Source organism: Nostoc sp. PCC 9305 (genome assembly GCF_963920915.1).
In the GTDB taxonomy this organism is placed as follows: domain Bacteria; phylum Cyanobacteriota; class Cyanobacteriia; order Cyanobacteriales; family Nostocaceae; genus Nostoc.
In genome coordinates this window covers 1-23,309 of record NZ_CAWUDN010000038.1, presented here as the reverse complement: position 1 = coordinate 23,309, position 23,309 = coordinate 1, and the positions used below count along the sequence as shown (strand labels likewise).

Below are 23,309 nucleotides of genomic sequence, written 5' to 3'. Positions count from 1 at the left end.
TATTACCTGTTAGATAGTCCGTAAATAAACTTGTATTTTCTTTTTAAGGTGACGCTTAGTTTAAATTTTATCTATTTACTTTTTCTCTAGCTAATTCCATAAATTTTGGAACTGATTGCTACATCAATTAAATGATATACTGAATAATTCAAAAATTTGTCTATCAAATTTTTGAATAGTGGTTTTATGAAAAATATAATTATTTATTTTTCATTAAAGCAAATTCAATAATTTTTAATTCAAAATAGTCTTTAATAAAACTGTCTAAATAAACTGATTTTGATTTTTTAATTTTAATTAAGCAACTCTTGAATTTAGATATCTATGATATATAATTTTTTAAGCACTTTTGATAACAATAAATAGCTAAAAATTATTGGAGACTATCAATGAATTTACCTGTAGTTGTAGATATTACTCTTGGCTTGGTTTTTATTTACTTGATTTTGAGCTTGCTAGCTTCGGAAATTCAGGAATTACTTGCCACATTATTACAATGGAGAGCAAAACATTTAAGAACTTCAATTGAATTACTTTTATCAGGTGGTAGTGAAAGTGAAAAATCAGATATTATTAATGCAATCCATCTAGTACAGAAACTTTATAACGATCCTTTGATTAATACATTGAATCACCAAGCCAAGGGTAAAGTAGAAAAGCATTTCCAAGAAATTACTAAAAAACCTGACAAACTAGTATTAGAAAAACAAAGCGGCCCTTCCTATCTTCCTTCGGAAACATTTTCAATTACTTTATTAGATACCTTAAAAATTCCTGAGCTCATTAATTATGTTAAACATCCTAGTGAAGAAGCAAAAACCAATTTGCAGATGATATTAGCCTCTTATAAAGAACTTAAAAAAGGTATTAATAGTCCAAATAGTGCAAGTTACACAAAAATTCAAGAAATTTATGGAGAAATTGACCAGAAATTTATAGATTTTGTTAATAAAGAGTTACCTGATGAAGTCCCTGATAGTTTAATTAAGAGCCTTAGTGTAATTGCTCAACGTAGCAGGATAAAGATTGGCGATCTCACAGAGGAAGTGAATCAATTTAAAAATGAAGTAGAAACATGGTTCGATCGCTCGATGGATCGAGCAAGCGGTGTTTATAAGCGAAATGCCAAAGGAGTTGCTATTTTAATTGGAATATTAGTTGCCTTTTTAACTAATACTGATACATTTCACTTGGTTAAAAGACTGTCGCAGGATTCGGTTATCCGCTCTACTATTACTCAAAGTGCAAGTCAAAGAATCGATTATATTAACGATCTAGAAGCCAGAAAGGAGATTGAAAAGCTATTAGGAAATGCTTCTATACCCATTGGATGGCAAAATATTAATCAACAGTTTGAGGTATTAGATACAACGAAATCGAATATAGTTTACATCAGAATTTCACAGGTTTTTAAATTAATTTGTGGTTGGATAGTAAGTGGTTTTGCTATTGCTATGGGTGCGCCTTTTTGGTTTGACATCCTGAATAAAGTTATCAATGTGCGGAATGCAGGGCCAAAACCTGTTGCGTATACTAAGGATCAACCGTCTCAAAAATAGTGTTTCAATTAATATTATGTCCGCATAATTAGTTATGATTCCCACAATCATTGCACCCCACCCCTTAATCCCCTCCCCGCAAGCGGGGAACTCGGGGCCCCCTCTGGGGATTAGGGGCAGGGAGACAAAGCGTAGCTTTGGCGGGGTGGGGTTCTTCGGGTTTGATAAGTAATCAAGCGGACATGATATCAATCAAAAAATAAAAATAACTTGGAGCTTTAATTCTTTATTCTGACAAACAATCTCAATTTGCCTAATAAATTCTCGAAAGTAAAATCTTCGTTCTGTTTCCGACAAATCTAACCAAAATTGTGGTATGGAAACAGCTTGAGCAACAGAACGTAAGTTAACTGGAGGAAGAATCGCCAACTTTGCTTCGAGTGCAGAAATTTCTGTGCGGAGTTTGTAAGCCCTTAACTTTGCTGTTTCATCATCTAAAATTCCAGTTTCAATTAAAGCGGGTAACTGAGCAAGTATTTCTTGCTGACGAGCGATCGCTTGTCCTAAACTATTCTTGAATGCATCCAACTGAGGAAAATTCATTCCTGCTACCGCCAGAGGTAAATCACGGCAAACGGTTTCAATGGTATGTTCCAACACCTCTTGGTAGGGAATAGCCTTACACTTGGGGCTTTGGGGACAGCTAGTAGAACGTAAATAAAGATACTCTTTATCTTGGTTGCGTTGGGTAACACGGGTAACTGTCAAATGCGACTGACACTCAGCACAGACAACCAACCCAGCCAGAGAACGCGGTGCGCTAGCAGTTCGGGATGGTAAACGGCTGTTACGGCGTAAAAGCCGATCAACTTGGGCTGCTTCTTCCTTAGAAATTATTGGAATATGGGTATTGGAGATAATTTCACCATTTTGGTAGGCTGTATTGCCGCGATAAACTGGATTAGTCAGCCAGCGTCTTCCTGTGGTGACAGAGATTTTCTTGCCGTATTTTTTCGCCAAGTAACGCACTGAACCCCGCAGGGAACCATAAAGTAAAAAGTGTTCAAAAAAATCTTTGACTACTGGTGAAGTACTGCGGTCAATGGTATATTTTCCCTTACCTCTGCGATAGCCGTAGGGAACTTTACCGGGTGGCGGTGCAACTTCAAGACGATTACGGGCATGTCCTTGGCGGATGCGACGGCTGCGTTGTTGACGTTGGATTGCGTGTAGTAAATTCAGCAAGTCAGCGCCCAGAGGGTAATTTTCGGAAGTGTAGGGCTGTTCAGTGGCGATTACTGCGATTCCCATGACTTCAAGTTGATTGAGGCGATCGCTAATTTCCTCTACAGTATCGCCCAATTCTTCCAACCGACGAATCAGGAGATAATTTGCTGGTTCAGTTTGGCAATCGGTAAATAATTGTTGTAATTGCGATCGGAAAGAAGAGTCTGGCTTGCCTAAATCTTCATAAACCCGATCCACTTCCCATCCCCAATCGGCTCGATCGGGAGAAGTTTCTAATAGCGGATCGGTGTAAGAGTAGGCAATTATTTTCAAAGGTTTAGCGCAGCCTCACAAAGAAATGGTATTAGTTATAACTACTAGCTTGACGACAAAACATCAAGTGATACTGTCCCCCTAGTGCCATAAGTTCGTCATGAGTGCCTACTTCGATAATTTGACCGTGTTCTAGTACTACTACTCGATCTGCTAGTTTTGCCAAAGCGAGGCGATGGCTGACTACAACGGCTATTCTTCCCTTCGCTAGGTTACGCAAAATATTGTAAATCTCGTGTTCTGTTTTCGGATCGAGGTTTGCTGTTGGTTCGTCAAGGATAACTAGCTCGGCTGGAGAGAGTCGCAGCAAAGCACGAGCGATCGCTAATCTTTGCCATTGTCCTCCTGATAGATCGATACCGCCTTCTAGCTGTTTGCCTAAGAGAGTTTCCAAACCTCGATCGAGATTTGAAATTACTCTTGCCAAACCAGCCTCAGCAATCGCTTCCATAATCGCGTCGTCATCCTTTATTTTAAGTAAATCCCCAAAAGCAACATTCTCCCGCACGGTAGTTGGAAAGCGAGCGTAATCTTGCATCACTACATCAATACGCGATCGCAAATCTTCTAATGGGAGCGATCGCAAATCTTGCCCATTCCAAATAATCGCACCTTGGCTAGGATCGTAGAGGCGACATAATAGCTTTGCTAATGTGGTCTTGCCAGCACCATTTTCACCTACCAGTACAATCATCTCGTTGGGGTGAATCGTCAGATTGATGTTTTTCAGGATTGGCTGATTGCTATTGGGATAGGTAAAGGATAGATTTTGAATGTCAATACCTGTTTGCGATCGGCGATCGTTCCCATTTCTTTGAAAGTTCCGATTGTTAGCAGCCGATTCTCTGACTTCTCCCCATACCTTTGTTACTGACTTTGATTGCAACTCTGCATGAGAATGGGACAACTGCGGCTCTAACTCCAAAAGCTGAAAAATCGGCGTTGTTGCCAGTGCAATATTATATAACTCTGACCCACCAGACATCAGATTATCCAAACTCCGACGCACTTCCAAAATTACCCCAGTGTAAAGTGCCAAATCTCCTAATGTATGAGTTCCACCTAGCACTCCCTGGATGACGTAGATGTATGGCAACGCCAAGCCGAACCCACTCAATAAAGACCAACCAATAACCGCTGTTGTCCCCCGACGGCGGATTTGTTCCATTGCTCGAAAAATGGTACGGTAAAGTCCGTGCCAGCGTTCTAGTAGTAAGGGTTGCAAGCTAAACAAGCGTATTTCTTTGGCGTATGTTTCCCCGGTTAAAACTGTTTTATATAAGTTCATTTCCCGAAAAACACTCGCTTGGGTTCTTTCTACTCCCCAAGCTTGCTTACGGTATTTCATCTGCACATACATCACTGGGGTAACGCAGCTAAACAAAATTAGCGGTACCCACCGAGCCAGGGACACCGAAAGCAGTATGGCTGGAATGAAGATAAAAATTCCTTCTAACATTGTCACCAGCCTGAGACAAAGCTCTGGAAGTCTTTGCACTCCCTTTTCGGTCAACTGCACCAAATTGAGCAAATCGGGTGTTTCAAACAGAGCAATATCTTCAAAAGTGGCAACCTTTTCAATTACTTGTCCTTGGACAAAGCCGAAAATACGGTCGCGCAGAGAAGTATACACAAAGGCATTGATGTTAGCGATCGCATCACTGACCAAATTTACTAGCAGCGAACCTGCAATACTGTACAGTAGCAACGGTTGCGAAAGTATCAGGGTGATGGCATTCTGCGTTGTCCCTGTACTCAATAGGCGGGTAATTTCATCAATAATCGTTTTGTTGAGCCAAATGGCGATCGCTGGGCCTGCACCACCCAGTAATGTCAATATTGTTACATAGCGTAGCTCCTTTGGAACTACCTGTATTACTGTTGCTACACTCCGGCGAAATGCTTGGAATGGAGAAATTTCAATTATTTGCATGTATTTTAAAGTAGCAAATAATAGCAAAATTCCCAGACAGACGTTGTGATCTCAATTCAACGGTTTTGGAATTTATGACTCAGGCTGTTGTTGCTGCTCGTGCTAGTAAAATTGCGCCTTCTTTGTTTCCACAAGTTACTCCTAGTACATTTTCTTGGTTTGATGCCCAAGTACATTTGCAATATGCACCGGAAGAATTTGAGTGTGCAGTGGCACTTGGGTATGAAAAGTAATTATTGATACTGTATTTAGCTATAACAAATCTAAAAATTTTTCCAAGTATATACGAGCCTGCTTTCAAATCTTAGCTAGGGCAGAACGCTTAACTGACCGATTTGGTTTTTCTGGGCAAAGTAAACGCTCATATCAGACTATTTCTTAACAAGTGTACTTACGTAAAACCTGCGTTTATTACATAGACATGTTGAAGTTAAAGTAAAAATAAATCACAGTAAATTAGCTGGTTACAATTTAGCGTTAGCCTCAATACGATATAACACAATACACCTAAAGTATTGATGTAGAGAAGCAATTTATCACATCTTCAAAGACCAATTATCCTTCAATTAACTGTATTGCAATATAACAAGTTCTGCATTGCTTGCTATTCAAATAGTGGTTTTTATGCCCATGAATATCAAAAAAACTTTGGAAATTTAGCAACCAAAGATGTGGCAGATTATCCTTTCTACAGCAAAGCAAGAAATTTATTTTTGCTCTGATATTAAACATTGAAATCGGTGCGATTAAAAATGCAACAATTACTAGCATTGATTGAACAAAAAAAACAAGAATATGCTCAATTACCCTTGTTTAGTTTTATACAAGACAAGAGTATAAATGCCAGACAAAGATTAGCTTGGGCACCATGCGCTGCCCATTTTATTATGAATTTTGGCGAATTGAATAAGTATTTTTTGCGAGTAGAACCAACAAACGATCCAATTCAGGCACTAATTAACAACCATACTTATGAAGATGACCATCATTGGCTGTGGTTTTTGGAAGATTTGAAGAATCTAGAACTTGATAAATCATTGAAATTTAGTGATGCATTGAAATTTCTTTGGAGTGAAGAAACTAAGAATGCTCGCTGGCTGAACTATCAGCTATATCGATATACTTCAAACGCTACTCCTATTCAGAAAATTGTAATTATTGAAGTTCTCGAAGCAACCGGAAACATCATGTTTTCAAATGCGGCAGAGGTTGGTAGAGAAATTAAAGCTATTACCCAAAAACCATGCCGATATTTTGCCGATTTTCATCTGAATGTTGAAACTGGTCACATCACGGGTACATCTGGAATAGAGCAATTTTTACAAGACATTCAACTATCAGAAGAAACTCGACAAGAAGCTTTTGAATTAGTTGAGAACTTATTTACAGTTTTCACACAATTTACAAATGAGCTTTTGATATATGCTAAAACCCATCAAATCGAGCCAGAATTAAAAGCTGCATGAATTCTTGAACAAGTTTTTTGTAATTGACTTTCCTACTTAATTTTAGACTTCAAGAGGAACTTTTGCTATGTCACAGAATGTACAGGATGTACAAAATATTGTAATTGTTGGTGGTGGTTCAGCCGGTTGGATGACGGCAGCTTATTTGAGTAAAGCACTAGATAAAAATATTAATATTACTCTAGTGGAATCATCTAATATCACCAAAATTGGAGTTGGAGAAGCAACTTTTAGTACTATCAAAGTATTCTTTGATTTTCTTGGGCTACAAGAATATGAATGGATGCCAAAGTGTAATGCCACATATAAAATGGCAATTAAGTTTGTCAATTGGAATGCGAAGGGGCAACACTTCTACCATCCCTTCCAGAGATATGAGGTAATTGATGGCTTTGATATCTCGGAATGGTGGCTGAAAATGAAGAAAGATCGAGAAGCATTTGATTATGCTTGCTTTCTAATTCCTTGGCTGTGTGACTATAAACTGTCGCCAAAATATTTAGATGGTAAAGTCTTCGATCGCAAAGTTCAAAATGAATTTTCTCAAGATAATATCGTCAAGAAAAATATCCTGGATAAGTTAAAGATTCAGTACCCCTATGCCTATCATTTTGATGCGAATCTACTGGCAAGATTCATGAAAGATTATGCAATGGAAAGGGGAGTAAAGCAAATTGTTGATGATGTGGTAGATATTAAGTTAACTGAGGATGGGAGCATAGATAGTCTCACAACCCAAGAGCATGGGATTCTCAGTGGCGACCTTTTCATTGACTGTACTGGTTTCCGTGGTCTTTTGATCAACAAAGCCCTTGGTGAGCCATTCATTTCTTATTCAGATTCACTATTGTGCGATCGCGCGATCGCCATGCAAATACCAACTGATATCAAAAAAGATGGTATCAACCCTTACACTACCTCAACGGCGCTTTCGTCTGGTTGGGTCTGGAATATACCTTTGTATGGCAGAAATGGTACTGGGTATGTTTATTCGAGTGCATTCACTTCTGCTGAGGACGCAGAACAGGAATTTCGCCAGCATTTGGGAGCCGTTGCCGATCATCGTCAAGCCTCTCATATCAAGATGCGGATTGGACGGAACAGAAACTCATGGGTGAAAAACTGTGTAGCAATTGGCCTTTCCAGTGGATTTGTGGAACCACTAGAATCTACTGGCATCTTCTTCATTCAACATGGAATTGAAGAGTTAGTTAGCCACTTTCCCAGCAAATCTTTCAACCAAGAGCTAATTCATAGCTATAACAAAGTTGTCGCTGACTGCATAGATGGTGTGCGAGAATTTTTGACACTTCATTACTATGCTAGCGATCGCACCGACACGGAATTCTGGAAAGCAACTAAGAACAATATCAAAGTTCCAGAAGAACTACAGGAAAAATTACGATTATGGAAAAATAGACTGCCAAGCAATAAGACTATCAACCCGAAATACCACGGCTTCGAGTCTTACTCTTATTCGGTAATGTTGCTGGGGCTAAATTACATGCCTGAAAGCAGTCTTCCCATTTTAGAACATATCGGAAATGACAACGCCGAGGCTGCATTTTTGGAAATTAGGGAAAGAGCCAATTACCTAACTTCAACTTTACCGTCTCAGTATGAATACTTAACTTATGTGATGAAGTCACAAGAACAGTCAGAGTATCTGAGTGTGGTTAGCGATCGCTCATATCAGATTCCCACACTAGTTTCATAATTTAGGAGAACCCAAGATGACGGTGAAACAAGTATGTGTGATTGGGGCTGGAGTCAGCGGATTAGTCTCAGCAAAGACGTTTCTTGAGGAAGGTTACGAAGTGACATTGTTCGAGAAACGGCAGGGACTTGGTGGTGTATGGGAAAGGTCGAGGGCTTACCCAGGACTGTCAATTCAAAATCCCAGAGACACCTATGCTTTTTCAGACTTTCCGATGCCTGCCTCTTATCCAGAATGGCCTTCAGGAGAGCAAATATGCGCTTACCTTGAATCCTATGCCCAACACTTTGGTGTCACAGAAAAAATTCAGTTCGGTGCGAATGTCACCAAAGTGGAGCGCAAATCAGGAAATACTCCTGGATGGGTAGTTAGTGTTAGCTTTCAAGAAAATGGTCAGGAGATCGGAAAACAAAATTACGAGTTTGATTTTGTGATTGTGTGCAATGGTACTTATGATATTCCCTACATTCCTAACTTGCCGGGGATGGAAGAGTTCATTGCCGCCGGAGGGCAGGTAATACATACTAACAACTTTAATGACGGCTCTGTAATTGAGGGCAAGCGAGTGGTTGTTGTCGGTTTTGGCAAGTCAGCCACCGATTTAGCGAATCTCGCAGCTAGCAAAGCTAAGGAATGTACCCTTGTGTTCCGTCAAGCGCTGTGGAAAGTTCCTAACTTCTTTCTCGGTCTGCTGAACATCAAGTATGTCTTCTTGACTCGGTTTGCAGAAACTTGGATGCCCTATCATAAACTTCAAGGATGGGAAAAGTGGCTGCATAGTTTTGGCAAGCCACTAGTGTGGGCATTCTGGCGGCTAAATGAGATTATGCTGCGCTTACAGTTTCCCCTTGATGCTTGTGGGATGGTGCCCAAACAACCGATGAACAAATTGATTGGTTGTAGTATTGGCTTAGTGCCTAAAGGCTTTTTTGAGCATGTACGCACGGGTAAAATTCGTGCTGTGAAGACAAAAATCAACAAATTTTTTGCTAGTGGCGTCGAATTGGATAACGGCGAACGAATACAGACAGATGTTGTTGTCTTTGGCACAGGTTTTCTTCAGGATATCCCCTTTTTAGAAGAGAAGTACCGCAGACACGTATTTGATGAAGAAGGCACTATCCATCTTTACCGCCATCTGATTCACCCTCATGTTCCCCAAATGGGTTTTGTTGGTTATAACTATACTTTCTGTGCCCAGTTATCAGCAGAAATTGGTGCTAGGTGGTTATCAGAGTATGCTAAAGGAAATTTACCTTTACCATCCCCGCAACAGATGCTAGAGGATGTAACAACAGAGTTGGAATGGAGGAAAAAAGATAGACCTTATGCTTTCGTCAGTGGAGCATGTGTAACTCCTTTTACATTCCATTACATTGATGAATTGCTTCAGGACATGGGTCTGAGTAGCCGCCGTCAAGGAGGGAACTTGGTTGGGGAGTTTTTGATGCCAATAGATCCATCTGCTTACAAGCATCTGGGTGAGGAATTGCAAGCAAAACAAAAACAACATCCATCTCTCAATGATTTGGCGATCGCCTCCGGCGGGGCTATGCCCATCGCGGCAAATGTAGAGGTAACAAGCGTTCGTTGATATCTCCCGAATATGGTTCGGTGAAGTTCTCACCCGAACCCTATGCTAAATTGACGTGAGTCTCTGTTGGAGACTCACGTCAATTTTCCAATATCGTTAGCTTGCCTTAGGAACTTCCAAATAAAAAATATCCAATAACTCTTGTGGGGTGGGCGTCTCGCCCGCCCAGTCCATAGAGCGGGCAAGATGCCCACCCCACAATATTGGATAATTTATTTCTTGGAGTTCCCTTATTGTTGCAGTGGAATCTCAATCACAAACTCAGTCCCCTCTCCCAGAGTTGATTCACAGCTTAACTGACCCTTGTGTTTGTCCACTACCACTTGATAGCTAATTGATAACCCCAACCCCGTACCACTTCCTACTGCCTTAGTGGTAAAAAATGGATCAAATATTTTCTGCTGCACCTGTGCAGTCATCCCATAACCGTTATCAGCAATCCGAATCTTCAACGTGTTTACTTCTCCTAATTCAGTACGAATACGAATCTGAGGATTTTTCCTTGGAGCATCTTCTCCATTGTTGTAGTCCTCTAAAGCATCGATCGCATTACTTAAAATATTCATAAACACTTGGTTGAGTTGACCAGCATAGCAAAGAACATCTGGCAGTTGTGCGTATTCTTTAAAGACTTCAATCTCCGCGCGATCGCTCTTTTCCTTGAGTCGGTGCTGCAAAATCATGAGAGTACTATCGATGCCTTCATGAATATCTACAGGCTTCATTTCCGATTCATCTAGACGAGAGAAGTTACGTAAGCTCAGAATAATATTTCGGATACGGGAACTTCCCACCTTCATCGAGTCGAGAACCCTTGGGAGGTCTTCTGTGAGGAATTCTACATCCATTTCCTCAATTTTTTCCTCCACTATTGCTGAGGGATGCGGATATTGTTGCTGATAGATATTAATCAAATCTAGCAATTGTTGAACATAGTCACTTGCGTGAGTAATATTACCATGAATAAAATTGATAGGGTTATTAATTTCATGGGCAATTCCCGCTACCATTTGCCCTAATGAAGACATTTTTTCGCTTTGGATTAATTTACTTTGGGTACTTTGTAATTCTTCTAGGGCTTCTTGCAAATGCTGATTTTTTTCATTAAGTTCTGCTGTTCTTACTACCACCCTTTCCTCTAATATATGACTGTACTTCTCCAATTGCTCATTCGCTTCAGCCAAATTATTGTAGAGAATAGCATTTTCTAAAGAGATTGCAGCTTGGATAGTTAAGAGCTTGAGAACTTCTAGGCGATCGCGTGTAAATGCTCCTGTAGTTAAATTATTTTCTAGATAAATCAGTCCCAGCAATTTACCCTGGTTAAGCATCGGAATACATAATATGCTCTTTGGCTCCTCACGGTTAATATAACGATCTACTGCAAAAGACGCTTTCGCTTTAATGTCATCAATTACTAATATTTCTTGGGTTCGTTTGACATAATTAATCAAAGAGATAGGAACACAATCGCTAGATTCTAAAGGAATAGATAAAAACTCTGTGTGAGTATCTCTAAAAGTAGAACCAGGACTAATTGCGGCAACAGTTAAGTCTAAGTTATTAGCTTCACTCAATATCAGCACACATTTAGAAGCTCCTGCATTCTCCATGACAACTTCCATTAAAGTAGAAAGGAGTGCCTCCAGTTCAATCTCTCCAGACACTGCTTGAGAAGCTTTAATTACAGTTCCCAAATCTAACATATCTGAAATACTAGTGTTGGAGCCAATCACAGTTTCATTCGTAATCAGAGTAGATTTATTGCTAAGTGTAGATAGGTGTAGACTGAGTTCAGGTAGATTTTTTTCACTGCAAGAATAGCTAGTTTCTTCTTGCTGAATCATCGGGAGAAGTAATTCAGAATAGCGTTTTTGCAAGTCATAAACTTTAGCTAATGCTCCCCAGCGAACATAGCAATAGTAGGCATCAGTGAGATAGAATTGGGCAATTCTTTGTTTACCCCATTTGAGGTAAAATATAGCGGCTAATTCGCAAGCAAGGGCTTCTTCGTTAATGTAATCATTTTCTTTGGCAAGAGAAATAGCTTTCTCATAATTATCTATCGCCTCAAGATATTCACCAAGAACTCGATGCCGTTCTGCCTCTACTAAATAAAATTTATGCAAGTGGTTCATGGGAGCCTGATCTCCCCAATTTTGCATTTTTTTCTGATTTTCTGTCACTCTATGCAGGATTTCTTTTTGTTCAAATTCATCGAAATCAGCATATACTGCTAGATGCGTCAATGAATCATAGAAATAAAATTGAGCAGTAACAAACATGCCTACACCAGCATATAAGTACTTTTCTGCCATGACAGTATTTTTAAGAGCTTGAGAGTAATCTGCCAGCAGATAACATACCTGAAGTTTGCAGAAATATAGGAAAAACAGTGCGACTCCATCTTTAGCTTTCAGATGAAGTGGTAGCATTTTCTCTTCATCATAAGCTGTACCAATTAAACTCTGCGGATTTTGAACATCTCCTAGCAGATTCAAGATTGTTTGCCGAAATATTTCATTCCAATAAAATACTCTTTCTTGCTTTATTTGCTTAATGGTCTTGCTATATACTTCTATATCTTGTTCAAGTTTTATTAGTTCTTGTCCTGTAAAGTATGCATGTTGAGAGTAACCATAAAGAGCATAAGCGGCAAATTCCATATCTCCGACTTCGAGATTAGTCGTATAAGACTCAAGTAAGGGTTTCAATGTTTGCTTTAGATGCTCTTTCCAATGCCTGACAAGGTGATTAAATGTTTCCATAACCTTGCCAGTTACTTCTTTTGTCTGGAAATTAGGCAACAAACTATCAGCTAGTTTCCCAAATTTATATCCAGAATCAATATCTCCTATTACCCCACACAACATTACTCCATACATCACATACGCAAAAGCAGACAAAGGAGAATTACCAAATTTGATCGATAAATTGATCTGTTTCAGAATAATAAACAGTAATAATTCCGGCGCAACTGTATAAGCAAGACCAATTGAACTAGATAGAATACGCATGATTATTAGTGGTTGCGCTTCTGTAATTTCCGGCAGTTCAATTAAGTCTTGAATAGACCTATTAGCCAACTTTGCAGATGTTGCCTCTATTGCTAACTGAATATCTGATTGGCTAGGATTTGTAGGGAACTCTACTCCCAAAGTTTTCAAAAAGCTTTTTGCAATATGGACAGCTTCTAGTTCTTTTCCTTGTGCGCCATAAGACTGTATTTTAACTTCATAAGCTTTCACTTGATCTAGTGAAGTTTTCGCTTTTAGCAACACAACCTGGACAAATTTTTCTGTATATTCAAAGTCACCACTGAGATATGCCGCTTCTGTTGCCGTATTATACAAAGCTAAGGTGAGATCGTATTTAGTATCCCAACTATCATCTGCTAGTAGCTCAATTCCAATAGTTAAATACTTCAGTGCCGATGAATAAGCTGTTGATACCAAAGCTTTACGTCCAGCCATCAGACTCATTTCAGCTAACTCATTACGTTTAGCTTGATGGGTAATAAATTCGGCTGCAATATTGAAATGATTGACCAGCTCAAAAATATTTTCTTCCCGTTCGGCAACTGGAGTGTTGTTCAAGAGAAGCAGCCCAATTTTTAAGTGTATTTGCTTGATTTGGTCTTTGGCAATTAGAGAATAGGCTGCTTGCTGAACTCTGTCATGTACGAATTTATATTTTGGTATTTGGGCATTATTAAGTGATAAATGTTCCGATTCTCTAGTGGAAAAGCTTAATAGTTGTCTATCATTTTCTGGTGTAAAATTACAACCATCTTTCTGAGGTATAATCAGTCCTTCAAGTAATGCTTGCCATAAGTCAGATGCAGTATCTATTAAAGATTTTTCATTAACAAGTGACAATGTTTTTAAGTCAAACTCATTACCAATACATGCAGCTATTTTTAAGACGTTTTGTACATTTTGGGGCAATTTTCCTATTTGGATGCCCATAAACTCTACGACATCATCTGTAAGAGATAAGGTTTTAATTTTGGTAATGTCGTACTTCCAATGACCTGCATCAAAATCTAATTCAATCAGTCCATCATCATATAATAGTTTGATAAATTGAGATGCAAAAAATGGGTTTCCTTTCGTTTTGAAAAACACCATTTGAGTCAGAGGTACAGCAACGGTTTCTGGACAACGTAGTGTATCAGCAATCATTTGATTTAAATCAATCTGACTTAAAGGTGAGAGTTTAATTGTATTAATTACTGCTCCTGCTTTGGCAATTTCTTGTAGTGTCAAATGTAGTGGATGTAGGTTTGAAACTTCATTGTCCCTATAGGCACTAATTAGCAGCAAACTACCTTTACTTTCATATATATTCTCTTTATCTTTAGCAAGGGAAGAAGAATTTCCATCCATTAATAATTGAATAAACTTCAAGGAAGCCGTATCTGCCCATTGCAAATCATCTAGAAAAATAACCAGAGGATGATCTTTAGTAGTGAAGACCTGGATAAATCTCTGGAACAATAAATTGAAGCGATTTTGAGCAGCGCTACCAGCAAGTTCAGCAGATGGGGGTTGTTTGCCAATAATAATTTCAAGTTCAGGAATTACATTAATTATTACCTGAGATTGCGTACTCAATGCCGATAAAATTTTGGTTTTCCACTGTTGAATTTGGGCGTCTGTTTCGGAAAGGATTTGACTAATTAAATCTCGCAAAGCTTGCACCAATCCTGACAACGGGATGTCACGTTGGAATTGGTCAAATTTTCCTTTGATAAAGTAACTACGCTGTCTGGCAATGGGTTTGTGGACTTCATTAACCACAGCAGTTTTACCAATCCCTGAGTAACCAGAGACTAAAATCATTTCCGTGCTTCCCTTTGTCACCCGGTCAAAAGTAGTGAGGAGAATTTCAATCTCTCTTTGACGACCATAAAGTTTTTCAGGAATGGCAAAATGATTTGAGATATCCCGAATTCCTAATTCAAAGGCTGTAATATTTCCTTTCTCTTGCCATTGGTTTTGACATCTCTCCAAGTCATACCTGAGTCCATGAGCGCTCTGATATCGGTCTTCGGCATTTTTTGCCATCAACTTGCTGATAATATCAGATAAAATTGTGGGAATATTGGAGTTAATATGACTAGCTTTTGGCGGTTCTTTGGCAATGTGAGAGTAGACTAACTCCATCGGTTCAGTAGTACTAAATGGTAACTGCCCTGTCAGGAGTTCAAAGAAGGTGATACCCAAGGAATAAAAGTCGGTACGGTAGTCTATCCCTCGATTCATACGTCCTGTTTGTTCAGGGGAAATATAAGCTAGAGTACCTTCTAGGACGTTGGGATTTGTGAGAAATTGAATTTCTTTTGGTAATAGAGTAGCAATACTAAAATCGATGATTCTAGTTTTACCTGTTAGCGGATGAATTAAAATGTTAGCGGGTTTGATATCTTTGTGAATGATGCGATAGTGATGTAGTTGTTCTAAAGTTGCACTAATTTCAATGGCAATACCGAAAAACTCACTCAATGAAACAGAATTATTTCCTTTTTTCTGCTCTTCTTGCTGCCAGAGATTAAGGGCAATACCACCAAAATCTTCCATTACTATCACATATCTATTGTGATATTTTTCTAGGTTGATTGGTTTGACTATGCCTGGAATTTCAAGGTTTTGGGTAATAGTGTATTGATTGTGAAACTGATTAATTTCAGCGAAGTTAGGATCTTCGTTACGCATCAATTTTAAAATAACTGATTGCCGATCTTTTTCTCTGATAGCTCGATAAACTAAGGTTTTTTTACCTGAATATAGTTGCTTAATAATGCGATAGCCAAGTATAGGAAATACTTTATCTGATTCTACTAACATTGCATTTAGTTATGATAATTTTCTTTCTATGGTTTAGTATACCCAGAGCATAGTAGCTACTATCAGTGAATAATGGGATTTTGTAAGGTGTTAAAAAGTAGGGTTATTAATAACCAATTGGTAGCATATTGTAAGTAACTGAGGTATAAGAATATCAGTGTATTAACGGGTAATGAGCGGCTATTTATGTTTAGTTTCTTCAAAAAGCGAAAATTTAAAAATGCTGCGATCGCACATAAATATTAGACATTTTAACCGCAGACAGATGTTCATTTTGCTGTATCTAGAGGTAGAGAATATACTCATAATTGTTCATAATTTTGACAGCAAGATACATTGTACAAAATATACTGAGTATAAAAAATTATATTTTACGTAATCTATCACCAAATTACAAAAGCGATGTCTGCGACAAGACTAAGCGTCTACGCACTCATAACTTTATTCAATTTTTAAGACTTCACTACTACCCATTGCGTCACAGCCGCCATTCCTCGCCAACCTAAAAATTTACCAATAGGTTCCGCTCGCTGAATGGCAATACGAGTTAAATCGCCACCGACTCGTTCATGCCATTGAAATAAAGTTTGCTCACCCTCTACTGTGACAACATTGGCCACTAAACGTCCACCCGGCCGCAGTGCTTCCCAGCAAACATCAAAAAGTCCCGTTGCTGTCACCCCACCACCAATAAAAATGGCATCTGGTGCTGGCAAATCTTTCAGGGTATGGGGCGCTTTCCCTTCAATGATTTGCAGATTTGGAGTACCGAGAGTGGCGGCATTATCGGCAATATACAGTAGTCTAGACGAGTTTTGTTCGATCGCGATCGCTCGACATCGCGCATTACTCCGCATCCATTCAATGGAAATTGAGCCGCAACCCGCGCCTACATCCCACAATAATTCTCCCGGTGTGGGAGCCAAAGCTGCTAGGGTAATTGCCCTAACTTCACGCTTCGTTAATTGTCCATCATGGTGGTAGGCTTTATCTGGTAATCCTGGCAATCTTGGTAATGCGATAACCCCAGCATCAGCAATACAATCAACTGCGATCGCATTCAACACTGCAACTTCCGTTTCACTCCAAGATGCAGCCGTACCTTCTACAATTCTTTCATGAGTACCGCCCATACGCTCCAATACGGTAATTTTACTGCCACCATAGCCGCGATTTGTCAAAATTTGAGCAACAATGGCGGGTGTGTCTTTGCCTTCACTCAAAATCAACAGCCGCGCTTTTGGGTAAATGTAAGACTGGAGTAAGGAGGATGGACGACCATTCAAACTCAAGGTTTCCACCTCAGTTAAAGACCATCCCACCCTGGCACAGGCGAGGCTGAAGGCTGAAGGTGCGGGGATAATCGTCATTTCAGAGACGGGAATTCGCCGCATCAAGGTGACACCAATGCCATAACACATCGGATCGCCGCTTGCGAGTACGCAGATTGACTGGCCCCGACGCTGGATGATTTCGTCTACAGAAGTGCTAATGGGAGATGACCAGACTAGTTTCTCACGTCGATCGTCTGTAGGAAGCATTGCTAAATGACGATCGCCTCCCACAATTACTTTAGCTCGATCGACTAGAGAACGAGCGATCGCGCTTAACCCCTGTAATCCATCTTCCCCAATGCCAACAATAGAAAGCCATTTCTGTATCATGCTAATTCATGATTAATTACTTCATAAGCTAAACCACATCTAGTTTGCATATCTAAAATTTATATAACTCTTGTGGGGTGGGCATCTTGCCCGCCGTAATTATGCAATTTAAATGTGGAACAGCTTAACGTTGTTGGCAGACTTTTAACTGATAATTCCGAGATTGTTGTAGATTTCGATCAAATTGCCATCAGGATCGCGCAAATGAGCTGTGCGGATTCCCCAGCTTGGACGATCTTGTGGTTGAGTCACAACGAGCGCATGTTGAGCCTTTACTTGCTCATAGACCTCATCCACGTTATCGACTGCCAAAATCAAGACTATTTTATCTCGATTGACAACGTATGAAGGCTGTTCAATTCTGGGGACTACTTCAGCCATTAATTCTTGTTTGAGCAAACCCAGCTTGAGATATCCGGTATTAAACTCAGCATATCCGCTATCTTCATCGCCCCAATCGACATCAAATTTCAGCAGATCCCGGTAGAACAGAAAAGAATCTTTGTAATTGGAGACAAGCAGTCTCAGGTGTGTTAGCTGAAGCTTCATATCTGTTGGGTTAGTCTACTAACTGTGAATTCTAGGTTCTGGATGCAAAGTCGCTAGCAACTCGCTTTCGACAATTGCTAATTCATCAAGCCGCTGCATGACAATTTCTTTGTCGAAATAAGTAGCAGCTAAAACCCAATATATACCGTAGTGACGCGCTTCGGATGCCATTAGCCCACGATAAAATTTTGCTAACTCTGGCTCTGGACAGTGAGCAGCTAATAGTCCCAGGCGTTCGTGAGAACGAGCTTCAATTAAACCAGTGACTAGTAAGGAATCCAGAAATCGCTCAGGTTCTTTGGGGCGTACTTGAGCTTTTAAACCCGCGCCATAGGGAGGCGGTGGTAGGGGAGCTAGGGGAATATTCCGGCGTTCTAACCATTGGTTAACTAGTTCAAAATGTTCTAGTTCTTCGCGGGCGATCGCAGTTAACTCCCGTACCATTTTAGTATTGGAAGGGTAGCGAAACATCATGTTCAAGGCTACGCCTGCTGCTTTGCGTTCGCAGTGGGAGTGGTCGAGTAAGATGATATCTAAATTAGCGATCGCTTGTTCAACCCAAGCAGAACTTGTGGGCTGTTTTAGGACGTTGATAGTCGGTAACTGAGTAAGCACAGAGTCAAAAAACTCCAGAATTTAAATTTGGCTGAGTATCCTAGCAAATTGATTTTAACGGAATATTCTTTGGACAAAGCTCAATAATTGTTTGGGGGTGAAGGGTTTCGCTAAAAAGCCTTGGATACCAATACCCGTATTTTGGACTAATGCCTCAGAGCTAGCTAATCCACTCATGGCAATAATTTGCACTTGTGGGTTGATGATTTGCAAGGTGCTGATGACAGTTTCCCCACCCATTAACGGCATCATCATATCTATCAGCACTAGCCTAATTTCATCTTTATGCTCGGTGTACAGGGCAATGGCCTCAACCCCATTTTGGGCAGTTAATACCTTGTAGTTATGGATTTCCAGTGTGGTTTTGGCGATCTGAGTTATGGCTACTTCATCATCAACAACTAAAATCAATTCTCCCTCACCTCTTGGCAGTTCTATCTCATCTATTATTTGAGAAATGCTGCCCTCCTTGCTTGGCAGATATACTTGGAATTTAGTCCCAATTCCTACCTGACTGGCTACTTCCACAAAACCGCCGTGGCTTTTGACGATGCCCATCAAGATAGATAAACCCAGTCCCGTACCCTTACCCACTTCTTTGGTGGTGAAAAAGGGATCAAAAATCCGATCGATAATTTCTGAGTCAATGCCAACTCCAGTATCAGTAACTGTAGTCTTCACGTAGGAATTAACTGTTGCGCCTATGTGCATCCTGGCATGGTTTTCATCGATGAATATCTTGGTGGCAGAAATACAGAGTTTACCACCATTGGGCATGGCATCACGAGCATTGACTACTAGGTTCATGAACACCTGATGCAGTTCAGTACTGTCTCCGAAAACCATCCCGATCTCTGGCGCTATGTCTGTGTTGATGTCGATGAATTTGGGGAATATCTGTTGGGCTATCTGTTTAATGTCTTCAAGCAGTTGCGATACTAATAGGATTGTGAATTTTTTTTCAGAACCACGAGTAAATAACAAAATTTGCCTCACCAAATCACCACCCCGTTTGGCATTGCTTTCTAGTATCTTCAGCATTTGCAGCGAACTGTCATCAAGATGGGGATATTTTAGGGGCAGCAGATGAGCAATTCCCATGATTGGAGTGAGAATATTGTTGAGATCGTGAGCAATACCGCTGGCGAGAGTGCCTAAGCTTTCTAAACGTTGACTATGCAATAGGTGAGTTTCGAGTTGTTTTTTCTCGGTGATATCGGTGTCAATAATTAGGATTGATTTAGGCAAGCCTACAGCATCGAGCATCAATGTCCAGCGGCTAGCAATGATTATTTCTCTACCATTTTTGGTAAATTTATGTAACTCTCCCTGCCATGTTCCATGCTCAATCACAGTTTTCTGAGCCGCCAAGAGTTGAGTTGAGGTTTTTTTAGATAAAAGTTCCCAGGTGTTTTTTCCTTGAGCTTCTTGAACTTGCCAGCCATATATCTTCTCTGCACCGTGGTTCCAGAATAAGATTTGGTTGTGCAAATCCTCTACGATAATTGCATCTGTTGTGATGTCTAGTAGGGCAGCTTGTTCGCGAATTTTCTGTTCTTGCTGGTGGCGATCGCTAATGTCTCGGAATAACCAGCGCAAGCTTCCGGTTTTACCCTGACTATTTTCCACTGCGATCGCTGTTATTTCTGCCGGAAAGTTTACACTTCCTCGATCGTGAAAAATCTGTAACTCTTCTCTGCGGATTTGCCCCTGCTGTTGCAATTGCAGCATGATGTTACGAAATTTCTGCCGTTCTGTCTGATGCACAAACACAGCCATTGGTTTACCAATCAGATAAGACTGATGCACATTCAATAACTTAGCCGCAGCATAGTTAGCTTCCTGAATCATTCCAGTAGCGTCTGTAAGTAAGTAACCATCTGGGGCAAAGTTAAATAAATCGTAATAACGTTGGCGTTCTGCTTCTACCAAATGGCGTGTAGCGATCAATTCCTCATTTTGTTGCTGTAACTCTTCTAAAGAAATAGAGATTTCGGTAATCGCTTGTTGCAAAAGCTCTATAGGGTAATCCTGCTTTATAGAATTATCTGTAGCGAGACTTGCAAGCTGCGAAAGGTTTTCCAATCGCTGATGCGCCTCAACAATCGCTTGTTGAAAATTTGCCTTAGTCATTTGTAGTTTTTTCCTATGATTGCTTTTATCGATAAACGCAGAAGGAAAACTGACCTCTGCTTCAGTAAAGCGACCAATGAGAATAAGGATTTAATACAATACTCTTCAGTTAAACATTTTTATCGGAAATTAAAAGGTTTAAAAGGATGTTTGAAAAGTAGTTGAAGGGTTTGATACATCACTAATACCAATTTAATGTGAAGTTGCACATATCTTGATCCCCCTAAATCCCCCTTAAAAAGGGGGACTTTGAATTCCCCCCTTAAAAAGGGGGGCTAGGGGGGATCGAATTCTATGCAGCTTCAGAAAGAATTGGTATAAAAACTTTTCAAACATCCTCTAAGACCTCTACATCTACATCTACCATCAGTTACTCTGGTGGTGAATCTTGCTACAGTCTGGTTTAAATCGCTGTCTTTAATTGTTAATTGTTAATTGTTAATTGTTAATTGTTATTACTGCTGCTGCCGTTGCTCCATTTCTTGAGTAGAAATCATACTGCTGACTCTCTCTACATCTACCATCATTAAAACTGCTCCTTGCATTTCAATACCAAGCATTGGAGTGATTGCTAAGTAACATTTTATTTGCCTACCCCGACGATTGGTAGCATCGAGAATCATTTCTTGAAACTGTTTTTTCCCGGATAGGGAGTCGCGAATAGGCGATCGCAACAGCTCGACTGGTAGCCCAATGTCTAGGCTAAAGAGAGACTTTCCTAGAACTTCATCAGTCCGCAAGCCCCATAAATCTTCGACCATATAATTCCAAATAGAGATATTAAAGCTACTGTCAATTACTACTATTCCCGTTTGGAAACTCTTGAGAACAGAGGCGAGGAAAATATTTGTGCGATTCAGTTCTGTGGTGCGATCGCTCAGTTCGTAATTAATTGTCTGTAATTCTTCATTAGTAGATTGGAGTTCTTCATTCATCGTCTCCAATTCTTCATTAGTAGATTGGAGTTCTTCGTTGGTAGTTTCTAATTCTTCATTGGTAGATTGGAGTTCTTCATTAGTAGTTTCCAATTCTTCATTAGTAGATTGTAATTCTTCGTTGGTAGTTTCTAATTCCTGTTGGGAACGTTGCAGGGCATCTTGGAGTTTAATATAACGGGTGACATCATGAAAGGAGATACTGACCCCTAAAAAATTGGTATCTGTTTCTTGTAAAGGCGTAATTTGCACATCCAGATATTGGGTTTCTGTGTTAGATAAATAGCGCTCTATATTGTTTAGACTCACAGGACGGCGTTCAGTATAAGCCCGTTCAATTAGCGATCGCAATTCAACTGGCCGATAGGAAAGTTCTAGATCCTGGAAGGGACGAGCTAAATCTTTGGGGGAAAGGGCGAACAAAGTCCGCGCCTGCTCGTTCACCATTACCAGAGTGCCATTGATATCAATGATTATTTGGGCGATTGGGGCTGTGTCAAAACCCATCTCTCGCAGCCGGAGGTTTCGAGACAAACGGCTGCTAGATTCGTCATCTACTGAATTTGCCATAACTAAGAGGCGATCGCGTAAATTCACCGTCGATACTTTAGTAAATATTCGGTTTTTCAAGTCCAATGGCGTAAACAAATTAGAATGCATCAATAGCATCTCTGCTTTTCCCAAAAACAGATAGCCATTATCATTTAGTGCAAAATGAAACCGCGCCAGAATTCGCCCTTGAGTTTCAGAATTGAAATACATTAATGTATTGCGGCTGACTAATAAATCTAAGCGCGAAATGGGCGCATCCTGAAGCAAATCGTGGCGACCAAAAATCACTGAACGGCGCAAGTCTTGGCGGAAGACATAGCGGTTTCCGATAATCTCAAAGTATTTCTGCCGCAGTTCATCTGGCACAGCTTGGACATCTTTTGCTGAATACACAGCTTGCCTAGCCTGATTGAGAGCATCTTCATCTACATCTGTGGCGTAGATTTTCACTCGTTGGCGAAATTCCTCTGCTCCCAATATTTGAGCTATCAACATTGCCAAGGTATAAGCTTCTTCCCCAGAAGCACAGCCAGCGCTCCAAATGCGGATTGGATCGGAAGTTCTTTTATTCTTAATCAAATTAGGCAGTATTTGCTCTGCTATATATTCCCAAGCTGATGAATCTCGAAAAAAAGCAGTGACGTTAATTAGGATAGTGTTGAAAAGATAATTGAATTCTTCTGGATAAACTTCTAGATAGTCTTGATATTCTTCAAAATTTTCTATGGTTAATGACTGCATCCGCTTGAGTACCCGACGTATCAAAGTCGAGCGCTTATAGCCTGTAAAATCAAATCCCCGGCTTTGTCTGAGATAAACCAGTAGATTTTCAAATTTAGGATCTTTTTCTGCGGAAGTCATAGGGTAGGGAGGGGAAGGGGGAAGGGGGCAGAGGGGCAGAGGGGCAGGGGAGCGGAGGGGCAGAGGGGCAGGGGAGCGGAGGGGCAGAGGGGTAAGGGAGCAGGGCGCAAAGTTCCAAGCTACGTCTGCAAGTATCAAAAGGCTCATTAATGAGTATCAAAGACTCATTAAAGGAGTTCAAAGACTCATTAATGAGTATCAAAGACTGATTAAAGGAGTTCAAAGCCTCATTAAAGGAGTTCCAAGCCTCATTAAAGGAGTTCAAAACCTCATTAAAGGAGTTCCAAGCCTCATTAAAGGAGTTCCAAGCCTCATTAAAGGAGTTCAAAGCCTCATTAAAGGAGTTCAAAGCCTCATTAAAGGAGTTCAAAGCCTCATTAAA

General features: G+C 40.1%; 13 protein-coding genes and 1 pseudogene. 5 read left to right on the top strand and 9 right to left on the bottom strand.

The annotated features are described in order from the left end of the window. Positions 1–389 precede the first annotated feature (389 nt). Positions 390–1,559, top strand: coding sequence for a hypothetical protein (locus ACM0OX_RS16190; protein ID WP_414516102.1), 1,170 nt, complete (start codon positions 390–392; stop codon positions 1,557–1,559). A gap of 192 nt (positions 1,560–1,751) precedes the next feature. Here the strand turns inward: ACM0OX_RS16190 and ACM0OX_RS16185 are convergent, their stop codons facing one another. Together ACM0OX_RS16185 and ACM0OX_RS16180 are read right to left on the bottom strand one after the other, a co-directional pair. Next, positions 1,752–3,059, bottom strand: a complete 1,308-nt coding sequence (locus ACM0OX_RS16185) for a recombinase family protein (protein ID WP_414516101.1) — start codon at positions 3,057–3,059, stop codon at positions 1,752–1,754. A 31-nt stretch (positions 3,060–3,090) separates the two neighbouring features. Further along, positions 3,091–4,992, bottom strand: coding sequence for an ABC transporter ATP-binding protein (locus ACM0OX_RS16180; RefSeq protein WP_414516100.1), 1,902 nt, complete (start codon positions 4,990–4,992; stop codon positions 3,091–3,093). A gap of 74 nt (positions 4,993–5,066) precedes the next feature. Between ACM0OX_RS16180 and ACM0OX_RS16175 the strand changes: the two genes are divergently transcribed. The 4 genes from ACM0OX_RS16175 to ACM0OX_RS16160 all read left to right on the top strand — a co-directional run bounded on the left by ACM0OX_RS16175 (position 5,067) and on the right by ACM0OX_RS16160 (position 9,769). Then, entirely contained in the window at positions 5,067–5,225 is a 159-nt protein-coding gene (locus ACM0OX_RS16175) for a hypothetical protein (RefSeq protein WP_414516099.1), read from the top strand. A 519-nt stretch (positions 5,226–5,744) separates the two neighbouring features. Next, positions 5,745–6,458, top strand: coding sequence for a hypothetical protein (locus tag ACM0OX_RS16170; RefSeq protein WP_414516098.1), 714 nt, complete (start codon positions 5,745–5,747; stop codon positions 6,456–6,458). A gap of 67 nt (positions 6,459–6,525) precedes the next feature. Then, on the top strand, positions 6,526–8,175 hold the full coding sequence (locus ACM0OX_RS16165) for a tryptophan halogenase family protein (RefSeq protein ID WP_414516097.1): 1,650 nt from the start codon (positions 6,526–6,528) through the stop codon (positions 8,173–8,175). A 16-nt stretch (positions 8,176–8,191) separates the two neighbouring features. Further along, complete coding sequence (locus tag ACM0OX_RS16160) at positions 8,192–9,769, top strand: flavin-containing monooxygenase (protein ID WP_414516095.1); 1,578 nt, start codon at positions 8,192–8,194, stop codon at positions 9,767–9,769. A gap of 230 nt (positions 9,770–9,999) precedes the next feature. On the opposite strand, the gene ACM0OX_RS16155 is transcribed toward ACM0OX_RS16160, so the two are convergent. The 7 genes and pseudogenes from ACM0OX_RS16155 to ACM0OX_RS16125 form a co-directional block, all read right to left on the bottom strand. After that, positions 10,000–15,618 (bottom strand): AAA family ATPase, encoded by a 5,619-nt coding sequence (locus ACM0OX_RS16155; RefSeq protein WP_414516093.1) that lies wholly within the window; start codon positions 15,616–15,618, stop codon positions 10,000–10,002. 452 nt (positions 15,619–16,070) lie between these two features. Beyond that, on the bottom strand, positions 16,071–17,282 hold the full coding sequence (gene cbiE / locus ACM0OX_RS16150) for a precorrin-6y C5,15-methyltransferase (decarboxylating) subunit CbiE (protein ID WP_414516091.1): 1,212 nt from the start codon (positions 17,280–17,282) through the stop codon (positions 16,071–16,073). A gap of 144 nt (positions 17,283–17,426) precedes the next feature. Next, positions 17,427–17,831 carry a VOC family protein gene (locus tag ACM0OX_RS16145; protein WP_414516089.1) on the bottom strand — a complete coding sequence of 135 codons (405 nt, stop codon included), beginning with the start codon at positions 17,829–17,831 and terminating at the stop codon, positions 17,427–17,429. Between the two features lie 18 nt (positions 17,832–17,849). Next, positions 17,850–18,446 carry a tRNA-(ms[2]io[6]A)-hydroxylase gene (locus tag ACM0OX_RS16140; RefSeq protein WP_334839021.1) on the bottom strand — a complete coding sequence of 199 codons (597 nt, stop codon included), beginning with the start codon at positions 18,444–18,446 and terminating at the stop codon, positions 17,850–17,852. A 54-nt stretch (positions 18,447–18,500) separates the two neighbouring features. Next, positions 18,501–20,579, bottom strand: coding sequence for a PAS domain S-box protein (locus tag ACM0OX_RS16135; protein WP_414516088.1), 2,079 nt, complete (start codon positions 20,577–20,579; stop codon positions 18,501–18,503). Positions 20,580–21,034: 455 nt separating this feature from the next. Next, entirely contained in the window at positions 21,035–22,927 is a 1,893-nt protein-coding gene (locus ACM0OX_RS16130) for a CheR family methyltransferase (RefSeq protein ID WP_414516086.1), read from the bottom strand. Beyond that, positions 22,902–23,309: pseudogene (locus ACM0OX_RS16125) on the bottom strand (hypothetical protein); the annotation flags it as partial. The pseudogene ACM0OX_RS16125 and the gene ACM0OX_RS16130, both read right to left, overlap by 26 nt.

Coding starts and splice junctions, on each gene's coding strand:
- ACM0OX_RS16190 (WP_414516102.1), top strand. CDS start 390: ATGAATTTACCTGTAGTTGTAGATATTACTCTTGGCTTGGTTTTTATT.
- ACM0OX_RS16180 (WP_414516100.1), bottom strand. CDS start 4,992: ATGCAAATAATTGAAATTTCTCCATTCCAAGCATTTCGCCGGAGTGTA.
- ACM0OX_RS16175 (WP_414516099.1), top strand. CDS start 5,067: ATGACTCAGGCTGTTGTTGCTGCTCGTGCTAGTAAAATTGCGCCTTCT.
- ACM0OX_RS16170 (WP_414516098.1), top strand. CDS start 5,745: ATGCAACAATTACTAGCATTGATTGAACAAAAAAAACAAGAATATGCT.
- ACM0OX_RS16165 (WP_414516097.1), top strand. CDS start 6,526: ATGTCACAGAATGTACAGGATGTACAAAATATTGTAATTGTTGGTGGT.
- ACM0OX_RS16160 (WP_414516095.1), top strand. CDS start 8,192: ATGACGGTGAAACAAGTATGTGTGATTGGGGCTGGAGTCAGCGGATTA.
- ACM0OX_RS16155 (WP_414516093.1), bottom strand. CDS start 15,618: ATGTTAGTAGAATCAGATAAAGTATTTCCTATACTTGGCTATCGCATT.
- cbiE (WP_414516091.1), bottom strand. CDS start 17,282: ATGATACAGAAATGGCTTTCTATTGTTGGCATTGGGGAAGATGGATTA.
- ACM0OX_RS16145 (WP_414516089.1), bottom strand. CDS start 17,831: ATGAAGCTTCAGCTAACACACCTGAGACTGCTTGTCTCCAATTACAAA.
- ACM0OX_RS16135 (WP_414516088.1), bottom strand. CDS start 20,579: ATGACTAAGGCAAATTTTCAACAAGCGATTGTTGAGGCGCATCAGCGA.
- ACM0OX_RS16130 (WP_414516086.1), bottom strand. CDS start 22,927: ATGACTTCCGCAGAAAAAGATCCTAAATTTGAAAATCTACTGGTTTAT.